Raw genomic sequence first — 24,424 nt, 5'->3', positions numbered from 1 at the left:
AGGGGCAAGAGCCCTTGGTTACTTGGGGCTTTTCCAAGTGACTCGCCGTAAGGGCGAAACCCTAAGTGGCCGTTACCGCAGCAACGGATATACACCCATTCCAAATATGCACCTGGAGCCCTCCAACCTAAAGTGAGCAGTACTACGACTGTAGGAGCGAGCCGGCTCCGGGCGGCGTTCCGACGATGGACGTCAACGATAACGCGCACTGTCTGAATGGTCGCGGTGTCTAGACGTTTTTCGTCGGAACGCCGCCCGGAGCAGCCTCGCTCCCACAATGGACCTCGAACAGCCCTGCAATGAGGTCGCTCAAGCCAAAAAAAAACCCAGATTTTCACCTGGGTTTTTTTATCTTCACATGATCAGTGCCGTTAGCGCCCCATCGCTCGTGCCGCATCCGCGGTGTACATGTCCGGGGTGAACTTGGCTTCGTTGAGAATCGGCCCCTTCTTGGACTCGTTGGTCATGGCGTAGCCGGTGTACTGCCCTGAGTTCAGGTCCATGAAGAACTGCGAACCGGCCTGCCAGGCGCTCATGTCCGGGTGGTAGTAGTAGTTGATCATCGCATGCTTCCACAGTGCACCACGGCTGTCGTAGTTGTCCGAAACCACCGAGTTCCAGGTGTCTTCGTCAATAAACAGCACACGCTTGCCGTAGACATGGCGGTAGCCCTCTTTCAACTTGGCCTCAAGCACCCAGACACGGCGCAGCTCATAGCGCATGTAGTCAGGGTTGGGGTGGTTGGGGGTGAGGATGTCGGCGTACTTGACGGCACCGGTGTTCGGCTTGAAAGCGTTGGCCGGAACGTAGACTTCACGCTTGCCGATCAGCGTCCAGTTGAAACGCTCGGGCGAGCCGTTGTAAAGACGGTCTTCGTCGACAGTCATGGTGCCGTTGGTACCGATCATGGGCTGATCGTAACCGTAGCCAGGCAACTGCCGTACACGCCGGGTGGACGGGCTGTAGCTCCAGGCCTGACGCGGGTTGGTGAGGAAGTTGTAGGGTTCTTGGGAAATACTCACTACACCGTTGTCGCGCGCCGGTTTTAGCGTGGTGTTCCAGCTCATGGCCTGTATCGCGCCTTCAGTCTTGGGCTCGACTGTCGGCGAGTTGGCTTGCGAGAGATTTCGCGCATGGGCACGACCCCAGCCGATGCTGCCGTTAGGCAGGACTGACGCCAAATCGCTGACCTTTTCTTCGGTGTAGGCACGCGCCGGCAGCTGGTGGTTCCACAGCAGCTCCATGCCGTTTTTCGGGATCGGAAACGGTATCTGGCCGATCCCTTCGATGCCCATGCCGTCGTCGGCCAGCTTGGCGTTCAAGGCGTTTTTCATCGCCCGTTCGCAAACATAGTCCGGGTAGCGGAAGTCACGATGACCTGGGTAGATGTTCATCTTGTAGGTGGTTGGGTAGCGCTTGAGCAGGGCCTTCTGACCTTCGGTCAAATGGCTTTCGTACTGGCTCATATTCTGCGCGGTGATCACCAGGATCGGCTTTTCGGAAGCGTAGGGGTCGACCGGCTGGCTGCCGGAAAACTTCACGTGATTCCAGCCTGGTACCTCGCCGAGGTACTTGCCGGTGTAGGGCGGGATGGTGCCTTCGGCGTTGCCGGCTTTCTCGGCACCGACACAGGTCAGTTCCTTGCCGAGTTTGGCAGCCTCTTGCGGCGATACCTGCGCAAGTACGTTGCCTTGCAGGCCGACATTGGCGGCCACTGCAGCTACGAACATCACGCCTCTTGTTGTTATTTTCATCGATTGGCTCCTTCGCAGACCAGGACTACTGGGGTACTCCATTGTTCCTGATCTGCTGGGGAGAACATCGTCCGGAAAGACTAATCAGTCAGGCACTGACCAATAATTCACGGATCTGTGCCTTGATCAATTTGCCCGACGCATTACGTGGCAGCGGCTCCTGAAAACCATGTACCTCGGCTGGTACCTTGTAGGCGGCAAGGCGCTGGCCGATAAAGGCACACACCTGCTCCCGGGTCGGCGCCGGATCAAGTTCGCTGCGCAATACCAGCACCAGGCGCTCACCCAACTCCTCATCGGCCACCGCAAAGGCGGCCGCTTCAACGACCCCGGGCATTTCGCAGATACAGGACTCCACTTCACTGGCGGAAATCTTTTCCCCCGCACGGTTGATCAGGTCCTTCGCCCGGTCGGTGATGTAGAGGAAGCCCTCGTCATCCAGCAGGCCGATGTCACCGGTGTCCAGCCAGCCGTCCTGCAACGTCTGGGCACTGGCTTCGGGCAAGCGCCAGTAGGCGCTCATCAGCGTTGGCGAACGCAGCCAGATCAGGCCGCTTTGCCCTGCTGGCAGCGGCGAATACGGGTCGGGACCGATACACACATCAACGATCGGCAGCGGCCAGCCCACCGAATCGGGTTTGTACACGAACTGGTCGCCACCCACCGCCGCGCCGATGCCGTTGCTCTCGGTCAGGCCGTAACCACTGCCGCCAATCGCCTTGGGCTTGCGCTTGCTGATCTGCGCCAGCAGCCGGCTCGGCGCCAGCGCCCCTCCCAGGCCGAGGCCGTAGAGGCTGTCGCTGTCGGTGCTGTCAAAGCGTGGCGAGCCGAGCAATTGCTGCATCATCACCGGTGCACCGTTGAACTGGGTACAGCGCTCGTCGCGAATCAGGTCAAAGGCCTTGTCGACGTCCCACTTGTACATCAGCAACAAGCGTCGTCCGCTGCGCAGGGCCAGCAGAAACTGCGCGTGCAGGCCGCTGACATGGAACAGCGGCACCGCCATCAGGTTGGTCGGCGCCAGGCCGCTGTCGATCACCGCCTGGATGCGCTCGGGCGAACTCACAGCGCAGAACGCTGACTGGAACTCCAGGGCCGTCAGCGCCTGGCAAATGGCGCGGTGGCTTGACAGCACACCCTTGGCCCGACTGGTGGTACCGGAGGTATAGAGGATCAGCGCCGGGTCATCGGGGTCGATGGTGATGGCCGGCAACGCCAGCACCGGGGCCTGGATCAATGCCTCAAAACGCTGGCAGTTGGGCGCAAGCGCTTGCCCTTCCTGTACACCGACCACAATGCTGACCAGGCCCTCGTTGAGCACGTCGCCCGCCAGCAGGCGCAGGCGCTGCTCGTCACACACCAGCACCTGGGCGCCACTGTCCTGCAGGCCATGGAACAGCTCGTCGCGCAGGCCCCAACTGTTCAGGGGCACACACACCGCGCCGCACCGTTGCACCGCGACAAAGGCCACCAGCCAGGCCGGCTGGTTGCGCATGGCGATAGCCACCCGATCGCCCTGCTTCACCGAAAAACGTTGGGACAGTTGTGCGGCCAGCCGATCGACCTGGTCGAAAAATCCGGCGAACGTCAGCCGCTCCTGCTCCCACACCAGAAACTCACGGTCACCGTGCACGCGACCTGCATCGATGGCATCGAGCAGGTTGGGTGGTGCATGGCGAAAATACCGCAGGTTACCGTTGGGCGAAGTCACCACCTCGTACGGCGATCCCGGGCCGATCAACTGCTGCCAGGCGTTGCGCCACTGTTCCAGCTTCATGTTTTCACTTCTCCAAAGACTCGAAAGCGGCGTAGCGCGCACACTGGAAATCACTGTCACCCAGACACGCCTGGACCACGCGAATTCGCTTGAGATAAAGGCCCACATCCAGTTCGTCGGTGACACCGATACCGCCGTGCATCTGCACCGCTTCATTGCTGATCCGGGCAGCGGCTTCGCCCGCTTTCCATTTGCCCAGGCTCACCAGGCGCCCACGTTCAGCCGCGCTCAAGGCGCTGTCGTCGAGCGCTGACAACGCCGCCATCACGGCGCTGCGGGCCAGTTGCAGTTCCACGTGCAAGCGCGCCGCACGATGCTGCAAGGCCTGGAACGAGCCGATCAAGGCATCAAACTGCACGCGGGTCTTGAGGTAATCCAGGGTCAGGGCGAACAACTGCTCGGCGGCGCCAAGCAACTCCGCAGCCAGGCACGCACGCCCCCGATCCAGCGCTTCATCCAGGGCTGGCCACGCTGCCCCAACGGTACCGAGCAAGGTTTCGCTGCCCAGTTGCACCGCACTGAAACGCAGCTGCGCGTAATTGCGCGAGTCGATCAACGACAGTGCACTGACCTGCAGCCCCGGCGTGTCTGCCGGCACCAGGAACACGCTGATGCCCTGCTCTTCACCCGCCTGGCCGTCGGTTCGTGCAGTGACCAGGTAGGCATCGACACCCAGGCCATCGATCACGAAGAACTTCTCGCCGTCCAGACGATAGCCACCGGACTCGGCGGTGGCCGTCAGCGCCGTGTGCACAGGCCCATGGCGCGGTTTTTCATCCAGGGCCAGGGCCAGGCGCCGTTCGCCGCTGATCAACGCCGTCAGCCACTGATCCTGCTGCGCCGCAGAGCCTGCCAGATGAATCAGCGAACCACCGAGCACCACACTGGACAACAGCGGTGAGGCCGACAGGTTTCTACCCATGGCCTCGAAAATCGGCCCCAGGCCCATGCATCCAAAATTCAGTCCACCCAGCGCCTCGGGAAACGGTATCGCGCTCCAGCCCAGGCCAACTGTCTCCTGCCACAGTTGCGGGTCGTAACCGGGTTCGCAGGCCTCGTCTCGCAGGCGCCGCTGCGCCGCTACCGGGCTGCGCGCCGCCAGGAACTCGCGAGCACTGTCCGCCAACAGGCGTTGCTCTTCGCTATACACCAGACTCATGGTCACACTCCCCTTAAACACTCGGCAGGTTCAAGACCCGCTTGGCGATGACATTCAACTGCACTTCCGACGAACCGCCAGAGATGGTCAGGGCAAAGCTGTTGAGCCAGCCTCGGGTGACGGCCAGTTCCTCGCTGCTGAACGGCTCGCCTTCAAGGCCCAACGCGCGGTAGCCGAGGGCATCGAGGAGGATCTCGAACTTGTCGCGCTCCTGCTCGGTATGCACCAGCTTCATGATCGCCATGATCGCGCTGGTGTCCAGGCCAGCCCTGGCCTCCTCGCCCATGCGCTGCACGGTGAGGTTGTAGGCATGTTCGTCCATTGCGCAGGCCTGGGCGCGGGCGCGCAGGGCCTGGTCAGCGGGCGACTGGCTGTCTGGCAGGTAACGTTCGATCAACGGCAGCAGATGAAAGTGTGTCGGCAGGCTGAATTCGCCAAACTTGGACATGGCCCTGCGCTCGTGCTGCAACAGGCTCTTGCCCAGGTTCCAGCCACCGTTTAGCGGCCCGATCAACTGGCTCTGCGGGACCCGCACATTGTCGAAGAACACCTGGCAAAACGCCGACTTGCCGCTGATCAGGTCAATCGGCGAAACGCTGACTCCCGGGCTTTTCATGTCCAGCACGATCAGGCTGATGCCCTGGTGCTTGGGCGCCTTGGGATCGGTGCGCACCAAGGCGTACATCCAGTCGGATTTGTCGCCGTAGGAGGTCCAGATCTTGGTGCCATTGACCACGAAGTCATCGCCATCGGCGATGGCCGAGGTTTTCAAACTGGCCAGGTCGGAACCGGCATTGGGCTCGGAAAAGCCCTGGCACCAGCGCACCTCACCGCGGCACATGGGTGGCAACAGCGCCTGCTTCTGCGCTTCGCTGCCGAACTCCAGCAGCACCGGACCGAGCATCCAGATACCCAGGTTGATTTGCGCCGGTCGACATTTGAGCCGACGCAGTTCGCTTTCCAGTACCGCGTTGTATTCGGCGCTCAGTCCACCACCGCCATACTCGCTGGGCCATTGCGGACAGAACCAGCCTTTGTCGCGCATACGCTCGAACCAGAGGCGGGCGTCTTCATTGGGAAAGGCTACATGACGACCACCCCAGACCATCTCGCCCTCGGGAGTGGCGGTGCGCAGCGACGCTGGGCAATTGGCCTCCAGCCAGTCGCGCGTCGCTTGCCTGAATTGTTCGATTGCGCTCATTCGTTCACCTGAAAGGGACGTTATTGTTATTCGCATCAAGGGTACAGCCTGACTCAGCGCCTGGTGCGCGGCATCCCCAGGCCAAACTGGGCGATCAACTCGCGCTGGATTTCATTGGTGCCGCCGCCAAAGGTCAGGTTGACCGACGCCCGCACTTCATACTCCAGCTCGCCGAGCAGATAAGCTGCCGCAGAACCTGCCCGGGTCAGCCCGCTGGCACCGACAATGGCCGACAACTTGCGCAGGATCTCGATCGCCGACTCCGAGCCATAGACCTTGGTCGTGGAGGCCAGCGCTACGTCGACCCGATCGCGCTCAAGGTCGGCGGCGATGCGAAAGTTGATCAGGCGCATGGCTTCAAGCCTTGCATAACACTCGGCCAGGTCGCGCCGTACCCACGCATGATCGGTGGCGCGGTGGCCCTGTTCATCGGCACAACGTGCCCACAAGTAGACCCGGCTGAACAGGCTGACGACTTTGTCGGACCATGCTCCCAGCCCCAGGCGTTCGTGGTTGAGCTGCGCGGTGATGAGTTTCCAGCCACCGTGCAACTCGCCCACCAGCATGTTCCGCGGCACCCGTACGTTATCGTAATACGTGGCGGCCGTGGGGTTGCCGGAAGTCGGAATCAGGGTGCTGGAAAATCCTTCGGCCCGGGTATCGAGAATCAGGATCGAGATACCCTTGTGCCGCGCCTGCTCAGGGTCGGTACGCGCCGCCAGCCAGATGTAATCGGCCGAGTCGGCGCCAGACGTCCAGAGTTTACTGCCATTGACCACAAAGCCTTCGGCATCTTCGCGGGCAGTGGTCTTGAGGACTGCCAGGTCACTGCCGGCGCTGGCTTCGGAGTAACCAATGGCGAAGTTGATTTCGCCGGCGGCAATGCCGGGCAGGAATTTTTCCTTCTGCAGCGCCGAACCATGCGCCATCAGGGCCGGGCCGACAGTGCTGATGGTCACGAACGGCAGCGGCGCGCCGGCAATGTTGGCTTCTTCGAAGAAGATCAACTGCTCGGTGGCCGCGTAGCCCTGGCCGCCGTAAGCCTTGGGCCAGCCGACGGCCAGCCAGCCATCACGGCCGATCTGGGCGATGGTGCGGCGAAACAGCTCGCCGCCTTCGGTGCCACGCATTTGCTGGCGGAGCTCGGGGGTCATCAGGTTCTGGAAATAGTCCCGGACCTTGAGCCTCAGAGCACGTTGTTCGGGGGTGAGATCGACGAACATGAGACGCTCCTTATACCGCGCCGAGAATCAGGCCGCTGGTAGGCACGCCGGTCCCGGCGGTCACCAGCACGTTTTCCACACTGTCCACCTGGTTGACCGCCGTGCCACGGACCTGTCGCACCGCTTCGGCGATACCGTTCATGCCGTGGATGTAGGCCTCGCCCAACTGACCGCCATGGGTGTTGATCGGGAATTTACCGCCACGGGCATGGTGCCCGGCGCGAATGAATTCCTTGGCCTCGCCGCGCTTGGCCAGGCCGAATTCTTCCAGTTGCGGCAACACGAAAGGCGTGAAGTGGTCGTAGATGACCGCCGTCTGCAAGTCTTGCGGGCCCAGGCGCGACTGGCTGTACAGCTCCCTGGCGACCACGCCCATCTCCGGCAAGCCGGTGATGTCGTCACGGTAGTAGGAGGTCATCACTTGCTGCCCCGCGGCGATGCCCTGGGCCCCGGCCTTGATGATCACCGGCTTTTGCGGCAGGTCGCGGGCGCGCTCCGCCGAGGTGATGACCATGGCCACCGCGCCATCGGATTCCTGGCAGCAGTCAAGCAAGTGCAGCGGCTCGCAGATCCAGCGCGAAGCCTGGTGCTCTTCGAGGGTAATCGGCTTGCCGTAGAAAAACGCCTGGGGGTTGGTGGCGGCGAAATCGCGTACCGCTACCGCGACCCGGCCGAAGTCCTCGGAGGTGGCGCCGTAGGTGTGCATGTAGCGCTGGGCAAACATCCCGACCCAGGCCGCCGGGGTGTGGAAGCCGTGAGGCATGTACCAGCCGTAATTGACGTTCTCGAAGGTCGGCGTCGAGGCAAAGCCGTAACTGCCGGTGCCGAAGCGGTACCAGGAGCGTTCGTTCATCGCCCGATAGACCACCACCACCTTGGCCACGCCTGTGGCCACCGCCATCGCCGCATGCATCACCGGCCCGCAGGCGGCGCCACCACCGTGGGGCACTTGGGAGAAGAACTTGACGTCCTTGCAGCCCAGCAGGCGGGCAATTTCATACTCCGGAACCTTGTCTACCGAATAGGAACTGAAGCCCTCGACCTCGGAGGGATCGATGCCGGCGTCCTTGAGCGCCGCCAGGGTCGCTTCCATGGCCAGGCGCAGTTCGGTGCGCCCGGAATTCTTGGAAAACTCGGTCGCGCCCAGCCCGACAATGGCGGCGCGCCCGGAAATCGACGAATTCGTCATCTGTGATGTCTCCCGCGAATTAGGGCAGAACCAGCGCGACCGTACCGGTCACGTGATTGCCCATGGAGTTTTTGCCCTTGAGGGTCACTTCCAGGGTGCGTGTAGCAGCATCCTGATGGGTCACTTCGCCGCTGAAGATCATGCTGTCACCGGGGTAGTTCGGCGCGCCTAGCTTGATTTTCAGCGAACGGAACTGCACCTGCGGGCCGCTCCACTGCTCGATGAAGCGTTGCACCAGGCCGTTGGTGGTCAGGATGTTCATGAAGATATGCGACGAACCCAGCGCACGAGCCGCCTCCAGGTCATGGTGGCCGGGAAAGTAGTCGCGGGTGGCAATCGCACCGCCGGCAATCAGGCCGACCGTGATCGGAATCGTCAGCTCGGGCAGTTGTTCGCCGGTGTGCACGTCTTCAAAGCGCTTGGTGTTCATCGAGGTCATATTTCCATCCCAAGGTGTCGTTATCGCTCAGCCAGTCGCCGAGGCGTTCCAGGATCACCGACGATCCTCCCAATGCACTGCTCAGCGCCCGGCTCCAATAGAGGAACCGGTGGATCGGGTACGTCAGGTCGACGCCGATACCGCCGTGCACATGCTGTGCGGTGTGCCCGATGCGGTGCCCGGCCTCGCAGGCCAGGTACGCCGTGGCCAGGGCCTCGGCAGGTGCCGGCAGGCCGGCGTCCAGGCGGTAGCACAGTTGCCACAGCGCGCTGCGCAGCACCTCAAGGTGCACATGGGTGTCGGCCATACTCATCTGCACGGCCTGGAAGCTGCCGATGCTGCGGTCGAACTGCTCACGCTCGCTGACATAAGCCACGGTGCGATGCACCTGCTCGGCGCTGACGCCCAGCTGCAACGCCGCCAGGGCGGCAATCGAGCGCGGTGCCAGCCAGTCCAGCGCGGCCTCGGGCAGCACTTGATGCTTGCCCAGGGTGACGCCTTCGAAGTTCAGGTCGGCCAGGGCTTCGCCGTGGGTCATGACCCCTGCCACGCTGCTGATACCCGCCTGGCCCAGGTCTACCAGCACCAGCCGTGGCAGCCCTGAGACCAGGGCCAGCACCAGCGCCGCCACCGATTGTTCGGCCAGGGCCAGCGCCGCGACCCGCCCGTCCAGCCGCCAGCCGTCAGCCTCGGCGCTGGCCTGAAGTTCAATGCCGCGCACGTTGCTCAGGCCATCGAGGCTCAGGGTCAGCAACCCCGTAGCTGTCACGGCCTGTTCAACCCAGGGCGCCAGTGGCGCACCGCCGAATTCGGCCAGGGTGGCCGCCGCCAGCTGGTGACGCCACAGCGGCACTTGCGCCAAAGCGCCACCCTGGGCATCGAGGATCTGCATCAGCTCGGTCATGCCCAGCCCGCTGCCACCGGCCGCTTCGGGGATGGCCAAGGCATGCAGGCCGGTTTCCACACAACCGGACCACAGTTCATGCATGTAGGCTTGCCCCGACAGATCCCAGTCACGCAGGCGCTCGTCGGTGCAGTAGTCGCTCATCAGGCTGCCCGCCATTTCGGCAATGGCACGCTGGTCTTCATTGAGTTCAAAATCCATACCGCCCCCTACTCTGCCAACGGCCGGAACATCGGCAACGCCAGATCGTCGTCGAAGGTCTGGAATTCGACCTGCAAACGCTGGCCGATGCTGATGTCTTCACGCTTGACGCCCACCAGGCCGGCGATCAGGCGCACGCCTTCGTCCAGCTCGATCAGGCCGATCGGATTGGGATGATCGAATGGCGCCACTTGCGGGTAGTGCATCACCACAAAGGAATACAACCGCCCCTTGCCGCTGGCTTGCAGGGTGTCCCAGTCGAACGAGTGACACTCGATACACACCGGTGCCGGCGGATGCCGCAAGGTGGCGCACTGGGTGCAGCGCTGGATCAACAGCTGGCCTTGCTTGCAGCCTTCCCAGAAAAACCGCGTGTCGTCGCTCATGCCGGGGGTCGGCCGCTTGGCCACCACCGGTTCGACGCTCGCCTGGGGCTGCGCCTCGACCTTTTCCACGCTGGCCGGGCGGAACTTGAAGACCCGGAACAACAGCTCGCCGACCTTTTCGTCGCCAGCGGCCTGTTGCGAGAAGTAGGTCATGACCAGGGTGACGAAAAAGCCGGTGCCAAGGCCCGTGGTCTTTTCATCGCCGACCGACTCCAGGCGCGTGGTGTAGTAGAGCTTTTCACCCAGGCGCAGGTTGCGTTCGAAGGTCAGCTCGGAGTTCACCGCCACCACCGACGGATAGCCGTAGGCATCCATCAGTCCAAGCACTTCATACGGGTTCTCGGTGGTCGAGCCCGGGGCGTAGTTGTTGATGTGGAAGCCTTCCATGCACCAGATCTGCAGCATGGGTGGCGGCGCGATAATCCCGTCGTTGCAGCTGCTGGCTGCCGTCAAGGGGTCGGTGTAGAGCGGATTTTCAAGGCCGATGACTTCGCACCACTGGCGAATCATCGGTGCGTTCACTTCATCCCAGGCGTTCACGCGACCGTATTGGCGCCCAACCAGGGCGCGTACTTTGGATAGCAATTCTGGATCAGCCAAGTTCGTCTCCTGCGTGTTCAAAGCGGCGCCCGGTACTGCAACGCCGACGTGGGTCGATCAGTGCGGCGCGACCTGCGCCGCACTGAGATAAGCCGGGCGTTCACCGCCGCCATGTAGCAACAAATTGCATCCACTGGCGTAACCAGCCAGCCTGGACGCGATGTACAGACAGGCATTGCCGATATCCTCCGGCAGGGCCATGCGTCCTGCCGGGATACCGGCACTGACGGCGGCGATACCGGCTTCATCGCCGTAGTGCACGTGTGAAAGTTCGGTACGCACCAGCCCCGGGCTCACGGCCACAACCCGCACCTTGGGCGCCCATTCCGCTGCCAGCGATTGCACCAGCGCCAGTACCCCGGCCTTGGCCGCACCATAGGCCGCGGTGCCCGGCGAGGCGCGCAGCCCGCTGATGCTGCCGATAAAGACGATGCAACCGCCCTCGTCCTGGGTTTGCATCATCAGGTTGGCTTGCTGGGCGACGTTGAGCGGGGCAATCAGGTTGAGGCGGATGATCCCCTCATGAAACCGCGGCGAGGCGCTCGCGGCGTCGGCTGACGGGCTGCCACCGGCGTTGTTGATCAGCACGTCGAGGCGCCCGTAGTCGCTGCGGATAGTGTCGAACAGGCATTGCAGGGAGACCTGGTCTCGCACGTCGGCGGCGATGAAGTCCGCCCGTGCGCCCTCCACGCCTGGCAATTGTTCCGGCGCGTTGCGCCCACACACGATCACCCTGGCACCCGCGGCGAGAAAGCTACGGGCAATGCCCGCACCTATGCCTTTGGTTCCGCCGGTGACCAATACCACCTTGCCGTTGTAATCCAGCCCCGAGTGACCACTCATGGCACGCTCCTCATGCTTGTGTTGAGGATCACTCTAGGGACAAAGTCGCCCGGCCACGTCGTCTGAACGGACGATGAAGCGGCGCGCCGCGCTCGCAACAATCCGCCAAACGGCGCCCGCCCGCTGGTGCCCATGACCTGAGGTTGACCATGTCCGACTCACTGCCCGCGCCGGTACTGCTGGAGTACCCGACCCCCGGTGTCGCCCTGCTGCGGCTTAACCGCCCACACGCCACCAACGCCCTGAGCCTTGAGCTGCAGGCCCTGCTGTCGCAGTACTTCAGCGAACTGGGGGACAATCCCGAGGTGCGCTGCATCCTCTTGACCGGAGGCGACAAGGTGTTCGCCGCCGGTGGCGATATCAACAGCCTGGCCGGGGTCGGCCCGATCGATATCTACCAGCGCCATACCGAGCGGGTCTGGGCACCCATCCAGCATTGCCCCAAGCCCGTGATAGCGGCCGTGTGCGGCTACGCCTATGGCGGTGGCTGCGAGCTGGCCATGCTCGCCGACATCATCGTGGCCGGGCGCAGCGCGCGGTTTTGCCAACCGGAGATCCGCATCGGCATCATGCCCGGCATTGGTGGCACCCAGCGCCTGGTACGCGCGGTAGGCAAGGCCAAGGCCATGCGCATGGCCCTGACCGGGCAGCCGATTACCGCCGAAGAAGCCTGGGTCAGCGGCCTGGTCAGCGAGGTGGTGGATGACGATCAGGTACAAACCCATGCCCTGAAACTGGCCCAGCTGATTGCCGCCATGCCGCCGCTGGCCGCCGAACAGATCAAGGAAGTCATACTCGCGGGCATGGATGCTCCGCTGGAGACCGGCCTCGCGCTGGAGCGCAAGGCCAATGCCTTGCTGTTCGCCTCGCGGGACCAGAAGGAAGGGATGCAGGCCTTTATCGAGAAAAGGCCTGCGCAGTTCGAGGGCCGCTAAGGGCAGGAGCGGGCCTGGCCCGCCACTGCTGCGCGCAACTCGCTCTTGACCACCTTGTTCGAGGCGTTCACCGGCAGCGCCTCGAAGAACCGCACCTGGCGCGGCACCTTGTAGTTGGCCATGCGCTCCCTCGCCCAGGCGATCAGCGATGGCTCGTCCAGTTCCCGGCCCTGGCGCAACACCACGCAGGCGCAACCCACTTCTCCCATGCGCTCATCCGCCACCCCGATCACCGCCACCTGGGCGATGGCCGAGTGTTCGATCAGCCCCGCCTCGATCTCTGCCGGGTAACAGTTGAAGCCGCCGACGATGAACATGTCCTTGAGCCGGTCGGTGATCTGCAGGTTACCCTCGGCATCCAGGTTGCCGATATCACCGGTGTGCAGCCAGCCGTCGGCATCGATGGCCTGGGCCGTGGCCTCGGGGTCGTTGAAGTAACCCTGCATCACGTGGAAACCGCGCAGGCAGATTTCCCCCGACTCCCCCGCCGCCACGGGCTGGTTGTCAGCCGAACGGATGCACACTTCGGTGCCTTCGATCGCCCGCCCGCTGGTGGCGGCGACGATGTCGGCGGGATCATCCGGGTTGCAGATGGTTGCCAGGCCGCCACATTCGGTCAGGCCGTAGGCAGTGGTCACCACGGCGACTCCCAGTTCCTTGCGCATGCGTTCGATCAGCACCGGCGGGATGGTCGATGATCCGGTCACGGCAATGCGCAGGCTCGACAGGTCGGTCTCGGCCAGGCGCGGGTGCGCCAGCATCGACAGGTACAGCGTCGGGGGCCCCGGCAGTACGCTGATGCGCTCGGCGGCGATGCGCTGGAACACCGCTTCGGCGTCGAACACCGCATGGGGCAGGATGGTCGCACCGGCCAGCAGGCAGGTCAGCCAGCCGGCCTTGTAGCCAAAGGCATGGAAAAACGGGTTGATGATCAGGTAACGGTCACCGGGCTGCAGGCCAATCACCCTGACGTATTCGTTGTACGCGCGCAGGGTTTGCCCATGGGCGCTCATCACCCCCTTGGGTTTGCCCGTGGTGCCTGAGGTGAACAGCAAGTCCGACAAGTGCCGCGGACCGACCGCCACCGCACGCTGGCGGGCTTGCACCTCACTGACCGGCTCGCCCCTGGCGAGAAAACCGTCCCAGCCAAGGTCGGTGGTCAACCGCGGTTGCGCCAGCCCCATGACCACCAGTTGCTCCAGGCTGGCCGGGCGTAGCGGCGCCAGCATCGCCTGGTAGTCCAGGCCGAGAAACTCGCCCTGCATCAACAACACACGCGCCTGGCTGCGGGTCAGGATGTCGGCGGCCTCCGCACCTTTCATGCGGGTGTTGATCGGTACCAGTACCGCCCCTGCGCAATGCACGCCCAAGGCTGCGATCACCCAATCGCGGCAGTTCGGTGCCCAGATCGCCACGCGGTCGCCCGCCTCGATTCCCAGTGCCATCAGGCTGCGGCAGACACCGAGCGCCAATGCCGGTAAATCACGGTAATCGGTGGCTATACCGTCTTGCTCGATGGCCGCCCGGCCGGCGAAGCGTTCGGCACTGGCGAACAGCAAGGCGGGAATCGACAAGGGCAACGGGTTCCAGGCAGTCAAGGTGCCCGGTAATGCGGAACATGCGGTCATAGTGACAAACTCGGCTATCGGGTTATTCGGGAAAGAGCACCCGCAGGTGCTCGCTGCGGGCCAGGGACTGGCACGCCAGCGTCCAGCCCTGGTCCATTTCCTGTTGATCAAGGGCATCGTTGCGCAGCATCTGCACTTCGCCACTTTCGACGGTACACATGCAGGTGGCGCAGGAGCCGACCAGGCAGGAACTTGGCGGTTTCAGACCCGCCCGGCGCATGGCATCGAGCAGGGTTTCGCCTTCGGCGCAAGGCACCTCGAATTCTTCACCGTCCAGGCGCACCGAAAGCTGGCTGGCCGGCTGGTTGGTATCGACGATGACCGGCGCCGTGACCGCGCCCTCTTCGGGCAGGGAAACGAAACGTTCGACATGGATCTGCGCGGTGGGCATATCCAGGCTCTGCAAGGCGCTGACGGCGGCATCCATGAACGGTCCGGGACCGCAGATAAACGCTTCGGCTCGCGCAAACGGCCGGGCCAGTTCCGCCAGCTGGCTCACCGCCGGAATGCCTTGCACCGAGTCGAGCCAGTGCACCACCTGCAAGCGCTGCGGGTGCGCACTGGCCAGGGCCTTGAGCGAGTCGCGAAAGATCACCGAGGCTTCGTCACGGTTGGCGTAGATCAGCAGGATCCGCCCGGAACCCGTCAACAGCGCCGAACGCAAGATCGACAGCAACGGGGTCACGCCGCTGCCGCCGCCGAACAACAGCAGGTCAGTGTCCAGCTGGCGCGGTACAAAGACCCCGGCCGGCACCAGCACCTGCAGGCTGTCACCCGCCTGCACGGCGTCGCACAGCCAGTTCGAGGCGCGCCCGTCGCGCACCCGCTTGATCGTGACGCGCAGCGGCTCATCGAGCAGCGGTGTGCTCGACAGCGAATAGCAGCGTGGCAGCCAGCCGCCCTGGTGCGGCACCCGCAGGGTCAGGAATTGCCCGGGGCGATAACGGAAACGTTGCGCCAGCGCCTCTGGCAGCTCGAACTCCAGGGAGCGGCTGTCGGCGGTCTCTTCAATCACGCGCGCCACGCGCACTGTCAGGTAGTCCAGGCTCATATCAATTGCTCGCTGGGTTCGACTTCGACGCGGGTCCCGGCAGTCGTCAGCGACCGCCCGGCACGCCGCCCGGAAAACACACAATCGGCCAGCGACAGGCCGCTGACGTACAGGTGCGAAGGAATGCCGATGGCGGTGCGCCCGGCCGCGTAGAGGCCGGGGATCGGCTGCCCCTGGTCGTCCACCACCGCGCCACTGGCTTCATCGACCTTGAGCCCGCCCAGGGTCAGCGCGCCCAAGGGAAAAACGGGGTTGCCGACCGAAATATCGCAGGCGTAGAACGGCCCCTGATCGAGCACCTGGCGGCTGTCGCGGGATTTGCCGAAGGCATCTTCGGCGTCACCCCGTGCGGCGGCGTTGTAGGCAAGCAAGGAGCCACGCAGCACATCGGCACGCATGCCCGTGACCTGGGCCAACTGCTCGATGCTCTGGCCCTTGCGCACCCCGCGCAGCATCAGCAACAGTGCCGGCAGGCTCTGGAACCACCAGTAACCGGCGAACAGCGCCTGCTTGATCGACTGGCCGCGCAAGCGCGCATCCAGCACCAGCCACGCCTTGCCACCCTGCTCTTCGCACAGGGGTTGGCCCAGCGTCGCCCCGTAGACTTCTTCGTTGACGAAACGCTGGCCGAGGGTATTGACCACAATGCCCTTGGGCCAGCACAGCGGCGGGTTGATGAAGCGCCAGGCCGAGACCCGCTGCAGTCGATCCCCCACCGCGCCGGCACTGAGCCCCAGGCGCAGGCCGCTGCCATCGCAGCCGGTCGCCCCGACCTTGAAGTTGCGACGAAACTTTGGCGCATGCTGGCTGATCAGCTCACGGTTGAAGATGAACCCGCCGGTACTCAGCACCACCCCACGTCGGGCACGTACCAGCTGCGGACGGGCGAAATCACACTCCAGTTGATGCACGCGCTGGCGCAACTTGTCGCAGTACCGTGGGGCGAAGTTCTGCAGGCGCTCGGCCCGTGTGGCCCATCTGGCATGCAACTGCGCCTGTGCACTGCCGGCCGGCAGGCACCAGAGTTCGGCGCCCAACACCTGCCCCGTGGGGTCAATCACCAGGCGCCGGGCAGCCGCCTGGAGCTTGGGGCGTACACCGTTGCGCAGGCAGGCAGCCTTGAGGTGCGAGTACAGCACCGCGCCGCATTGGCCCTTGCCCACGGTGCGATGGCCGCGGGGGGCTGGTGGCAGCTCATTGCGGTGCGATGGCACCAGCTCGTTGCCGGAGTAGTAGAGAAAGTGGCCGTCCGAGGGGTACGAAGTCTTGCCGCCCGGCGGCATGCTGTGGGCATAGGGCACGCCATGGCCTTCCAGCCAGGCCAGGTTGGCCACGCTGTCTTGGCAAAAGCGCCGCAAGGTGGCATCAGTTACCACACCCTGGGTCTCGTGCCGCAGGTAGGTGAACATCGCCTCGGGCGTGTCGGCAAAGCCTGCGGCCGTTTGCTGGCGGGTGCCACCGCCGGCGTAGACGACGCCGCCGCTCTTGGCGCTGGCACCACCGCCGGTAAAACGATCGGCCACCAGCACATCGGCGCCGTTGGCACGGGCTTCGAGGGCGGCGCAGGCACCCGCCGCCCCCCAGCCGATGACCAGCACGTCGCACTGATCATCCCAGTGCACGGCGTCGGCGTCGGCCACCTGCAAGGCCGGCTGGATCGGGGTACAGGTTGAGTTCACAGCGGCAGGCATGGCAGCTCCTCAGCGTTGCGCGGCAATGTGGTTGGCCGCGATGTAGCCAAAGGTCATGGCTGGCCCGAGGGTCCCGCCCGCGCCGGGATAGCTGGTGCCCATCACGGACGCCGAGCAGTTGCCAATGGCATACAGGCCGGGAATCGCTTCGCCGTCCTGACTGACGACCTGGGCGTGCTCGTTGGTCAGCAGCCCGCCCTTGGTGCCGATGTCGCCAGCATCCAGGCGCATGGCGTAATACGGTCCCTTGCTCAGCGGCGCCAGGCACGGGTTGGGCTTCACATTCATGTCGCCGTAGTAACGGTCGAAAATGTTGCCGCCACGGCCGAAGTCGGTATCGACGCCACTGCGGGCGAACTCGTTCATGCGTGCCACGGTCTGCGCAAGCCCCGCACCGTCGACGCCAATCTGCGCCGCCAGCGCCGACAGGCTGTCCGCCTTGAAGTACAGGGAATTGAGCCATTGCTTGCGCAGGCGGCTGTCGGGCATGACCTGGGCCGGCATCAACGGCCCCATGGCGTAGTTGAAGCGAAAGTGCCCATCGAAGATCACCCAGGCCGGTATCGACTGCCCACCGGTGTTCTGGTTGTCGCGGTACATGGCGTCGACAAATTCCAGGTACGGGGCCGCCTCGTTGACGAAACGCCGGCCCAGGCTGTTGACCACCAGGGCCCCCGGGAATGCCCGCTCGGCAAACACGCCCCGTGGCTTGTCTTCGCCCGGCACGGCAATGGTCGGCGCCCACCAGGCCCAGTCCATCAGGGCCGTTGCCGCCCCCAGCGCAACTCCGGCCTCCAGCGCGGCGCCGGTGTTGTTGCCCGGCGGCGTGGCGCTCCAGTCCCGCTGGGTCGGCTGCGGCAGGTAGCGCTCGCGCAGCGCCTGGTTCTGCTCGAAGCCGCCAGAGCCGAAGATCACCCCACGCCGGGCATGCAGATGCAACGTCTCACCGTTCCGGCAGACCTGCACGCCACTGACGCGGCCATCCTCGGTCAGCAGCGACTGGAAGTCGGTGTTGAGCCACAACGGGATGTTGCGGTCCATCAGGGAACGGCGCAGGGAGGCAACCAGGGAACTGCCCAGGGCGGCGCGGCGATCGCGACGGCTCTTGCGACGCCACTTGAAATCCAGCTTGTAGCGCAGCATCAGGCCGAGGATCAGCAAGCGCCAGCCGAACGAGCGGGACATGGCCTTGTGCGCATGCCGGGCAGTCCAGGCAATACGCCCCATCAGCAGGGTCGAAGGTGAAGGTGCGCGCAGGTTCACCAGTTCGTCACCCAACAGACTGGTGTCGAACAACTCCGGGTCCAGGGTGCGCCCGCCCGCCAGGGAGCCTGGCAGTTGCGGGTAATAATCGGGATATTTCTGCGCCACGGCGTAGCGCACGTGGCTGGTGTGTTCCAGGGCCTGGATCATCTGCGGCGCGTGTTTGAGGTAGGCGCGCAAGCGCTTTTCATCGCCATGCTCACCCGTGGCCGCTTTGAGGTAGCGCAGCGCCAGTTCAAAACTGTCTTGACCACCCTTGGCAGCAAAATAATGGTTGTTGGGAATCCAGATGCCGCCGCCGGAGATCGCCGACGTGCCGCCGAACTTGTCGCTTTTTTCCACAACCAATACCGACAGACCCTGGTCGGCGGCAAACAGCGCCGAGGTCATTGCCCCTGCGCCGGAGCCGACGACGATCACGTCATAGTGAGAAACAGGCTGAGCTTTAGCTGTCATTGTTCTTGTGCCTTGGCTGTATTCGCAAAGATCCCGGCATGCCGGCCAGGGGTTGGCAGGCCCGGGCCTGCGTGCAGGCCCGGGTACGACTCATACGTACGGGTCGGGGTTGGGCAAGCCCATCTGCACGGCTCCGAGGCTGCGACTGAAGGCCATGTAGTTGTTGGCGATATGCCCGCGCGCCTGGTGCAGGTCGCGGAACAGGCGTGCCACCGGATTGGTGTTGTACAACCCCGAGGCGGCCATGCAGCGCAGCAGTTCGTTGACCTTCTCGGCGCAGATGTTGGTGACATAAGAGGATTGGTAGCGGTACAGCAAACGGGTTTCCACGTCCGGGTACTCGCCCGCCTCGGCCAGTTGCATCAGGTGCGCGTAGTTGCGCTCAAGCACCAGCCTCAGGCTGTCGACGGTGATCGTGGCCTCCGCCACCGTGGTTTGTGCCACCGGATCATCGGCGGTTTTCATCCCGTGTTTGCCGATGTGCGCGGCGGCGCTGGCGCGAAACTCGTTGATCGCCCCCTGCAAGGCGCCGATGGCCGATGAGGACACCGCCCGGGTGAACACCTGGGCAAAGGGAATGGCGTAGATCGGGTTGGTGTTGACCAGGCGTCCCGGCGTTGCGTCGATTGTGTTGTTGTTGGTGCGTTGCACCCGGTGTGCCGGCACGAAGGCATCCTCGACCACGATGTCGTGGCTGCCGGTGCCGCGCAGCCCCAGGACGTCCCAGTTATGCTCGATACGGTAGTCGCTGCGCGGGATCAGGAAGGTACCGTGCTCAGCCGCCTGGTCGCCATCGGCCGGCAGTACGCCACCCAGCAAGCACCATTGACAGTGTTCGCTGCCGCTGGAAAATCCCCAGCGCCCGCTGATGCGGTAGCCGCCTTCAACCACGGTGACCTTGGCCACCGGCATGTAGGTGGAGGAAATCAGCGTCGATTGATCCTGGCCCCAGACGTCGCGCTGGGCTTCGATCGGGTAACGCGCCAGCTGCCAGGGGTGTACGCCCATCACACCGTAGATCCATGCCGTGGACATGCAGCCTTCGGCGAGGATCATCTGGATTTCGAAAAAGGTTCGCGGGTCGACCTCGTAGCCGCCGAATGCCCGGGGCTGCAGCGCTCGCAACAGACCGGCCTGCTGCAGCTCGTATATCGTTTCGTCAGGAACCCGGAACTCGCGATCAGCTCGCGCGGTGCGGTTCTTGAGTGCCGGCACCAGGCGCCGAGCCTGTTCCAGCAGTTGGATTTCTTCCCGCGTTTTTACTCGCATGCTGTCCATCCGTTCGTTCTCCCAATCTCGTTGCGCGGTTGCGCGAGCCTTGGTTGATGATCGAACGCAGCAAACGATTATTCATCGTCAAAGCGGACTAGAGAACAGTTGCGCGGCGCCATCCCTGGTGCCGTTACAGGCTTAAATCGCTGCGCGCCTGGCGGCCCAGGGACGGTCCTGCTCCAGTTGCGAAGCCAATCGCAGCAGCACGTCTTCGGCGCCCAGGCGAGCGGTGAACATCATGCCCACTGGCAGACCGCTGTCACTCATGCCCAGCGGCAATGAAATGGCCGGTTGCCCGCTGACGTTGGCCAGCACGGTGAAACCGGCGCTGCCCATGGCCTTGCGTGCGTAGCTTTCGTAGGGCTGGTTGAGCGAGAGTTCGCCCAATGCCGGTGTCAGGCTGGAGGTGACCGGTGAGAGGATCACATCAAAACGCTCGAACTGCTGTTCCATGGCCATGCTGATGTCTTCAAACGCATGCCGTGCGCGGACGACGCCCTCACCCGTGGCCTTGCTCGCTCGCTCCAGCACACCAAAGGTGATGATTTCCAGATCCTGCGGCCCCAATGTGCGCCCCAGTGCCTTTTCACGGTCATCGACCATCGCCAGCAAGGAATTGCCGATCGCCACTCCATGAGCGCCGAACAACTGCTGGGCCTGAATCGGCAAGCGCAGTTCATCCACCTCGTGACCAAGGCCGAGCAACTGCTTGACTGTCTCATCCAGGACCTTGGCAATGGCCGGGTCCAACGGCGCACCGGTCAGCGACTCACGCACCAGGCCCACCCGCAGACGACCGGGTTCGCGGCCGGTTTCCTCGACATAGGACCGTGGCAACGGCTGGGTCCAATACGGGCTACCGGGCTCATGGCCCTGCCCGGCGTCGAGGAACAAGGCGGTATCGCGCACGCTGCGCGAGACCACGTTGGCGACACTGGCACCGAACGAGCCTTCAAGGCGCGTCGGCCCGCTTGGGGTGCGGTAGCGCGTCGGTTTAAGCCCGACCAGCCCGCAATAGGAGGCTGGAATGCGAATCGAGCCACCGCCGTCGGTGGCATGGGCGACCGGCACGATGCCGGCAGCCACCGCCGCGGCGGAGCCACCGGAAGATCCACCAGCGCTCAACGCCAGGTTCCAGGGATTGCGGGTTTGCCCCCAGGCCAGCGACTCGGTGGTCGTGGTCAGGCCGAATTCCGGGCTGGCGGCCTTGCCGAAAGGTACTGCCCCGGCCAGTTCATAACGGCGGATCAAGGTGCTGGTCAGGCTCGCCGGCGGCGCATCCTTGAACAGACGGCTGCCGTTGCTGGTGGTCGTACCTTGCAGGTACGTGTTGAGATCCTTGAGCAGGATCGGCACGCCCGCCAGCGAACCCTGGGCCTGGGTGGCGGCCTTGCGCCTGGCCGCCAGCAGCGCATGGGCATAATCGTCATGGCGCATGTTGACCGCATTGATTTGCGGATTGACCAGCTCACAGCGGGCAATCGCCGCGGCCAGCAAGTCCTCGGCGCTGAAGTGGCCGGCCTGCAGGCCCTTGACCATCGCCCAGGCATCCAGGTTCTGATAGTCGCTGGCCGACAACCCGCTGGCAGCACGGACATCGGCAAAACGCCCCAGAAGCCCTACGCCCAGCGCTACAGCGCCGGCCTTGAGAACCTGGCGTCGCGGCCAACCGTCAACGGCATCGGCGCAGGGTGCAGCAGCAGTGTCGCCATGTGGCAAAGTGTTGTGTTCCATGTGCTGAATTCCGTTTTTTATTGTGTTTTTCATGTCGGATAACTCACGCCGGCAACCCCGGTCAGTCCGGGGTGATCTGCGCCACCATCGCGGCGAGAAAGTGCTCACTGTAGGGCGGCAGCAAACCCCATTCGCGGCGTGGATCGTGTTCCGGGGCCTTGAGTACCGTGCGCAGATGGCTGAACTCGATAAAGCCTTCGCGGCCGTGATAGTGCCCCATGCCCGACGCGCCGACACCGCCAAAGGGCGCGTCATGCAAGGCGGCATGCATCATCACGTCATTGAGGGTGACGCCGCCCGACAAGGTGTGCGTCAGCACATGGTCCTGCTCCCGGGCATCATTGCCAAAGTAGTAAAGGGCCAGCGGTCGCGGGCGGCCGTTTATATGGGCAATGACCTGCTCGACGTCGTCGTAGGGCAATACCACCATCGCCGGCCCGAAAATTTCTTCGTGCATGATCAGGCTGTCTTGAGGCGGGTCGATCACCAGCTGCAGCGGACGACGGCGGTTTTGCGGATCGACCGGTTGTGCGTGAGGCAGGCTCTCGACCCTGGCGCCAGCGTGCCGGGCTTGCTCGACCAGGTTTTCAACCCGGGCCAGGTGCTGGGCGTTGACCACCGCCACCACATCCGGGTTGTCACTCACCTCGGGGATCAATTCGCGGTAAACGCTGGCGAACACGTCGAGGAAGCTTTCCAGTTGCTCACGCGGCACGTAGACCAGGTCCGGGTTGATGCAGACCTGGCCGCTGTTGGTGGTCTTGGACAGGGCAATACGAAAGGCCGCGGTCCCCAGCTCGGCGCTGCGCCCGATAATGACCGGCGACTTCCCGCCCAGCTCCAGGGTCACGGGCACCAGGTTATCGGCTGCATTTCGCATCACCGATTTGGCCACGGCGGTGCTGCCGGTAAACACCAGATGATCGAATGGCTGCGCCGTGAAGGCCTGGGCCAGGTCCGCACCGCCGGTGACCACGGCCACTTCGAGCGGGTCGAACAGCTCGCTGAACAGTTTCGCCACCAGCGCGGCCGTCCGCGGCACCACTTCCGAAGGCTTGAGAATCGCCCGGTTACCCGCCGCCAGCGCCGAAGCCAAAGGGCTGAGCAAGGTGTACAGCGGCGCGTTCCAGGTGCCCAGGATACCCACCGTGCCCTTGGGCTGATACATCACCCAGGCGCGGGCGCCGAGATGATCGTAGGGACTGAAGACTTGCCGAGGCTCGTCCTGCATCCAGCCTTCCAGATGGTCGCGCGCGTGTTTGAGCGAGCCCAAAGAGCCCAGCACATCATTCATTAACGAGAACCCCTGGGGGCGACCGCCGAAATCGCTATCCATGGCCTCTGCCAGCGCCTGGTGGTGCGCCACCAGCATGTCGATCACGCGCTGGATTCGTTCACGCCGTTGCGGCGCACTGACGGCACCCTGGGCGTTGAACGCGGTTTTTTGATCAAGCAACAGGGCCGACAGACCGTCGACGGATGAAATTGCACAACTCATTGGTGCCTCCTCAACTTTACAAGGGCCAGCGCTACACCTCTGCACCCACCATGGCCGTCATTGCACAACGCCCCGAACTGCAAACTAGCCCCAGCCCCCGCCAGCCGCCTCGTCCAAGTGGACGAGTGGGCCAAAAACGTTAGTCCGTTGAGACGATGTGAATCCCCGTTTCGCGAGGAATACTGCCACCACGCACACTCTTTCCATGAGGCACATCATGGCAACGCCCGCCAGTTTCGACCCTCAAGCGTTTCGCGCCGCGCTCGGCACCTTTACAACAGGGGTGACGATCGTCACCACCCAGGCCGAAGATGGCTCACCGGTTGGTATCACCGCCAACAGCTTCAATTCGGTCTCGCTCAATCCGCCGCTGGTGCTCTGGAGTTTGTCCAAGACCGCCCGCAGTCTGCCGGTCTTCAGCAGCGGCGGCCACTGGAACGTGCACGTCCTGTCGACCGAGCAAGAGTCATTGTCCGGACGCTTTGCCCGCCAGGGCGAAGACAAGTTTTCCGAAATCCAGCTCGACACCGGGATCAGTGGTGCACCCTTGCTGCAGGACTGCACGGCGCGCTTCCAGTGCCGCACGGCGTTCCAGTATGAAGGTGGCGACCATGTGATCTTCGTCGGCGAAGTGCTCGCCTTCGACCACAGCGACCGTGCGCCGCTGGCCTTCCAGAGCGGCCAATACGCCCTGGCGATGCGCAAGCCACGCAGCGAGCTGCGCCTGGCAACCACCCCGCCGCCGCCCGAATGCAGCTACACCGAAGACTTGCTCGGTTACCTGCTCGGCCGCTCGCACTACCAGATGCTGTTTGCGTTGCGACGCCTGCTGAAAAACCAGCAGCTCGATGAGCACGCTTTTTTCATCCTTTCGACCCTGTGCATTCGCGACAACTTGACCCTGGATGAGATCAACACATTCGTCGGCTACACCGGTCATGTGGTCAGTGCTTCGAGCATGCGCTTTCTCGAACGCCAGAACCTGGTGGCCCGGGAGATTGACGGCGAGGAGGTGCGCTATGTGCTGACCGCCGATGGGCGTGAGGCATCGATGCAGGAAGTCGCCTTGGCCAAAGCCGTCGAGGAAGATATTTCCACGCGCCTGGGTGCCGGTGATGCCCAGGCACTCAAGGTGCTGCTCAAGCGCCTGATCGCCACCTCCGACCCAGGCCTGCCGGACCTGTGGGCACCGCGCTGAGTGCGACCTGCGTCGCAACGCT

19 protein-coding genes are annotated in these 24,424 nt (G+C 63.8%); 2 read left to right on the top strand and 17 right to left on the bottom strand.

Going from position 1 to position 24,424, the window contains the following annotated elements:
- Positions 1-371: 371 nt before the first annotated feature.
- The 10 genes from PMI35_RS09865 to PMI35_RS09910 form a co-directional block, all read right to left on the bottom strand.
- A complete protein-coding gene (locus tag PMI35_RS09865; protein ID WP_008062517.1) occupies positions 372-1,754 on the bottom strand; it encodes a DUF1329 domain-containing protein in 1,383 nt (460 codons plus the stop codon).
- Positions 1,755-1,842: 88 nt separating this feature from the next.
- A complete protein-coding gene (locus tag PMI35_RS09870) occupies positions 1,843-3,531 on the bottom strand; it encodes a class I adenylate-forming enzyme family protein (RefSeq protein ID WP_008062516.1) in 1,689 nt (562 codons plus the stop codon).
- 4 nt (positions 3,532-3,535) lie between these two features.
- Entirely contained in the window at positions 3,536-4,690 is a 1,155-nt protein-coding gene (locus tag PMI35_RS09875) for an acyl-CoA dehydrogenase family protein (protein ID WP_008062515.1), read from the bottom strand.
- Positions 4,691-4,703: 13 nt separating this feature from the next.
- Positions 4,704-5,891, bottom strand: a complete 1,188-nt coding sequence (locus tag PMI35_RS09880; protein ID WP_008062508.1) for an acyl-CoA dehydrogenase family protein — start codon at positions 5,889-5,891, stop codon at positions 4,704-4,706.
- A gap of 53 nt (positions 5,892-5,944) precedes the next feature.
- Positions 5,945-7,114 (bottom strand): acyl-CoA dehydrogenase family protein, encoded by a 1,170-nt coding sequence (locus PMI35_RS09885; RefSeq protein ID WP_008062506.1) that lies wholly within the window; start codon positions 7,112-7,114, stop codon positions 5,945-5,947.
- A 10-nt stretch (positions 7,115-7,124) separates the two neighbouring features.
- Positions 7,125-8,303, bottom strand: coding sequence for a lipid-transfer protein (locus PMI35_RS09890; protein WP_008062505.1), 1,179 nt, complete (start codon positions 8,301-8,303; stop codon positions 7,125-7,127).
- 19 nt (positions 8,304-8,322) lie between these two features.
- A complete protein-coding gene (locus PMI35_RS09895; RefSeq protein WP_008062504.1) occupies positions 8,323-8,742 on the bottom strand; it encodes a MaoC family dehydratase in 420 nt (139 codons plus the stop codon).
- A complete protein-coding gene (locus PMI35_RS09900; protein WP_008062503.1) occupies positions 8,714-9,847 on the bottom strand; it encodes an acyl-CoA dehydrogenase family protein in 1,134 nt (377 codons plus the stop codon). The genes PMI35_RS09895 and PMI35_RS09900 overlap by 29 nt, the downstream gene beginning before the upstream one ends.
- A gap of 8 nt (positions 9,848-9,855) precedes the next feature.
- A complete protein-coding gene (locus PMI35_RS09905) occupies positions 9,856-10,833 on the bottom strand; it encodes a bifunctional MaoC family dehydratase N-terminal/OB-fold nucleic acid binding domain-containing protein (protein WP_008062502.1) in 978 nt (325 codons plus the stop codon).
- Between the two features lie 57 nt (positions 10,834-10,890).
- Positions 10,891-11,676, bottom strand: a complete 786-nt coding sequence (locus PMI35_RS09910; RefSeq protein WP_008062500.1) for an SDR family oxidoreductase — start codon at positions 11,674-11,676, stop codon at positions 10,891-10,893.
- A 149-nt stretch (positions 11,677-11,825) separates the two neighbouring features.
- On the opposite strand from PMI35_RS09910, the gene PMI35_RS09915 reads away from it, so the two are divergent.
- A complete protein-coding gene (locus PMI35_RS09915) occupies positions 11,826-12,611 on the top strand; it encodes an enoyl-CoA hydratase (RefSeq protein ID WP_008062499.1) in 786 nt (261 codons plus the stop codon).
- Here PMI35_RS09915 and PMI35_RS09920 read toward each other — a convergent pair.
- The 7 genes from PMI35_RS09920 to PMI35_RS09950 all read right to left on the bottom strand — a co-directional run bounded on the left by PMI35_RS09920 (position 12,608) and on the right by PMI35_RS09950 (position 23,204).
- Positions 12,608-14,239, bottom strand: coding sequence for a FadD3 family acyl-CoA ligase (locus PMI35_RS09920; RefSeq protein WP_008062496.1), 1,632 nt, complete (start codon positions 14,237-14,239; stop codon positions 12,608-12,610). The two genes, PMI35_RS09915 and PMI35_RS09920, sit on opposite strands and share 4 nt — an antisense overlap.
- A 22-nt stretch (positions 14,240-14,261) precedes the next feature.
- Positions 14,262-15,290 (bottom strand): ferredoxin--NADP reductase, encoded by a 1,029-nt coding sequence (locus PMI35_RS09925; protein WP_008062495.1) that lies wholly within the window; start codon positions 15,288-15,290, stop codon positions 14,262-14,264.
- A complete protein-coding gene (locus PMI35_RS09930) occupies positions 15,287-16,981 on the bottom strand; it encodes an FAD-binding protein (RefSeq protein ID WP_008062494.1) in 1,695 nt (564 codons plus the stop codon). Before PMI35_RS09930 ends, PMI35_RS09925 begins: the two co-directional genes overlap by 4 nt.
- A 9-nt stretch (positions 16,982-16,990) precedes the next feature.
- Positions 16,991-18,700: an FAD-dependent oxidoreductase gene (locus tag PMI35_RS09935; protein WP_008062491.1), complete on the bottom strand. Its 1,710-nt coding sequence runs from the start codon at positions 18,698-18,700 to the stop codon at positions 16,991-16,993.
- Between the two features lie 90 nt (positions 18,701-18,790).
- Positions 18,791-19,978, bottom strand: coding sequence for an acyl-CoA dehydrogenase family protein (locus PMI35_RS09940; RefSeq protein WP_008062489.1), 1,188 nt, complete (start codon positions 19,976-19,978; stop codon positions 18,791-18,793).
- Positions 19,979-20,110: 132 nt separating this feature from the next.
- A complete protein-coding gene (locus tag PMI35_RS09945; protein ID WP_008062488.1) occupies positions 20,111-21,706 on the bottom strand; it encodes an amidase in 1,596 nt (531 codons plus the stop codon).
- 61 nt (positions 21,707-21,767) lie between these two features.
- Complete coding sequence (locus tag PMI35_RS09950; RefSeq protein WP_008062487.1) at positions 21,768-23,204, bottom strand: coniferyl aldehyde dehydrogenase; 1,437 nt, start codon at positions 23,202-23,204, stop codon at positions 21,768-21,770.
- Between the two features lie 217 nt (positions 23,205-23,421).
- Between PMI35_RS09950 and PMI35_RS09955 the strand changes: the two genes are divergently transcribed.
- Positions 23,422-24,402, top strand: a complete 981-nt coding sequence (locus tag PMI35_RS09955; RefSeq protein WP_008062486.1) for a flavin reductase — start codon at positions 23,422-23,424, stop codon at positions 24,400-24,402.
- Positions 24,403-24,424 lie beyond the last annotated feature (22 nt).

Origin of the sequence: Pseudomonas sp. GM78, from assembly GCF_000282475.1 — a bacterium.
In the GTDB taxonomy this organism is placed as follows: Bacteria; Pseudomonadota; Gammaproteobacteria; order Pseudomonadales; family Pseudomonadaceae; genus Aquipseudomonas.
This window is presented reverse-complemented; position numbering and strand designations above follow the sequence as displayed.

Coding starts and splice junctions, on each gene's coding strand:
- PMI35_RS09865 (WP_008062517.1), bottom strand. CDS start 1,754: ATGAAAATAACAACAAGAGGCGTGATGTTCGTAGCTGCAGTGGCCGCC.
- PMI35_RS09870 (WP_008062516.1), bottom strand. CDS start 3,531: ATGAAGCTGGAACAGTGGCGCAACGCCTGGCAGCAGTTGATCGGCCCG.
- PMI35_RS09875 (WP_008062515.1), bottom strand. CDS start 4,690: ATGAGTCTGGTGTATAGCGAAGAGCAACGCCTGTTGGCGGACAGTGCT.
- PMI35_RS09880 (WP_008062508.1), bottom strand. CDS start 5,891: ATGAGCGCAATCGAACAATTCAGGCAAGCGACGCGCGACTGGCTGGAG.
- PMI35_RS09885 (WP_008062506.1), bottom strand. CDS start 7,114: ATGTTCGTCGATCTCACCCCCGAACAACGTGCTCTGAGGCTCAAGGTC.
- PMI35_RS09890 (WP_008062505.1), bottom strand. CDS start 8,303: ATGACGAATTCGTCGATTTCCGGGCGCGCCGCCATTGTCGGGCTGGGC.
- PMI35_RS09895 (WP_008062504.1), bottom strand. CDS start 8,742: ATGACCTCGATGAACACCAAGCGCTTTGAAGACGTGCACACCGGCGAA.
- PMI35_RS09900 (WP_008062503.1), bottom strand. CDS start 9,847: ATGGATTTTGAACTCAATGAAGACCAGCGTGCCATTGCCGAAATGGCG.
- PMI35_RS09910 (WP_008062500.1), bottom strand. CDS start 11,676: ATGAGTGGTCACTCGGGGCTGGATTACAACGGCAAGGTGGTATTGGTC.
- PMI35_RS09915 (WP_008062499.1), top strand. CDS start 11,826: ATGTCCGACTCACTGCCCGCGCCGGTACTGCTGGAGTACCCGACCCCC.
- PMI35_RS09920 (WP_008062496.1), bottom strand. CDS start 14,239: ATGACCGCATGTTCCGCATTACCGGGCACCTTGACTGCCTGGAACCCG.
- PMI35_RS09925 (WP_008062495.1), bottom strand. CDS start 15,290: ATGAGCCTGGACTACCTGACAGTGCGCGTGGCGCGCGTGATTGAAGAG.
- PMI35_RS09930 (WP_008062494.1), bottom strand. CDS start 16,981: ATGCCTGCCGCTGTGAACTCAACCTGTACCCCGATCCAGCCGGCCTTG.
- PMI35_RS09935 (WP_008062491.1), bottom strand. CDS start 18,700: ATGACAGCTAAAGCTCAGCCTGTTTCTCACTATGACGTGATCGTCGTC.
- PMI35_RS09940 (WP_008062489.1), bottom strand. CDS start 19,978: ATGGACAGCATGCGAGTAAAAACGCGGGAAGAAATCCAACTGCTGGAA.
- PMI35_RS09945 (WP_008062488.1), bottom strand. CDS start 21,706: ATGGAACACAACACTTTGCCACATGGCGACACTGCTGCTGCACCCTGC.
- PMI35_RS09950 (WP_008062487.1), bottom strand. CDS start 23,204: ATGAGTTGTGCAATTTCATCCGTCGACGGTCTGTCGGCCCTGTTGCTT.
- PMI35_RS09955 (WP_008062486.1), top strand. CDS start 23,422: ATGGCAACGCCCGCCAGTTTCGACCCTCAAGCGTTTCGCGCCGCGCTC.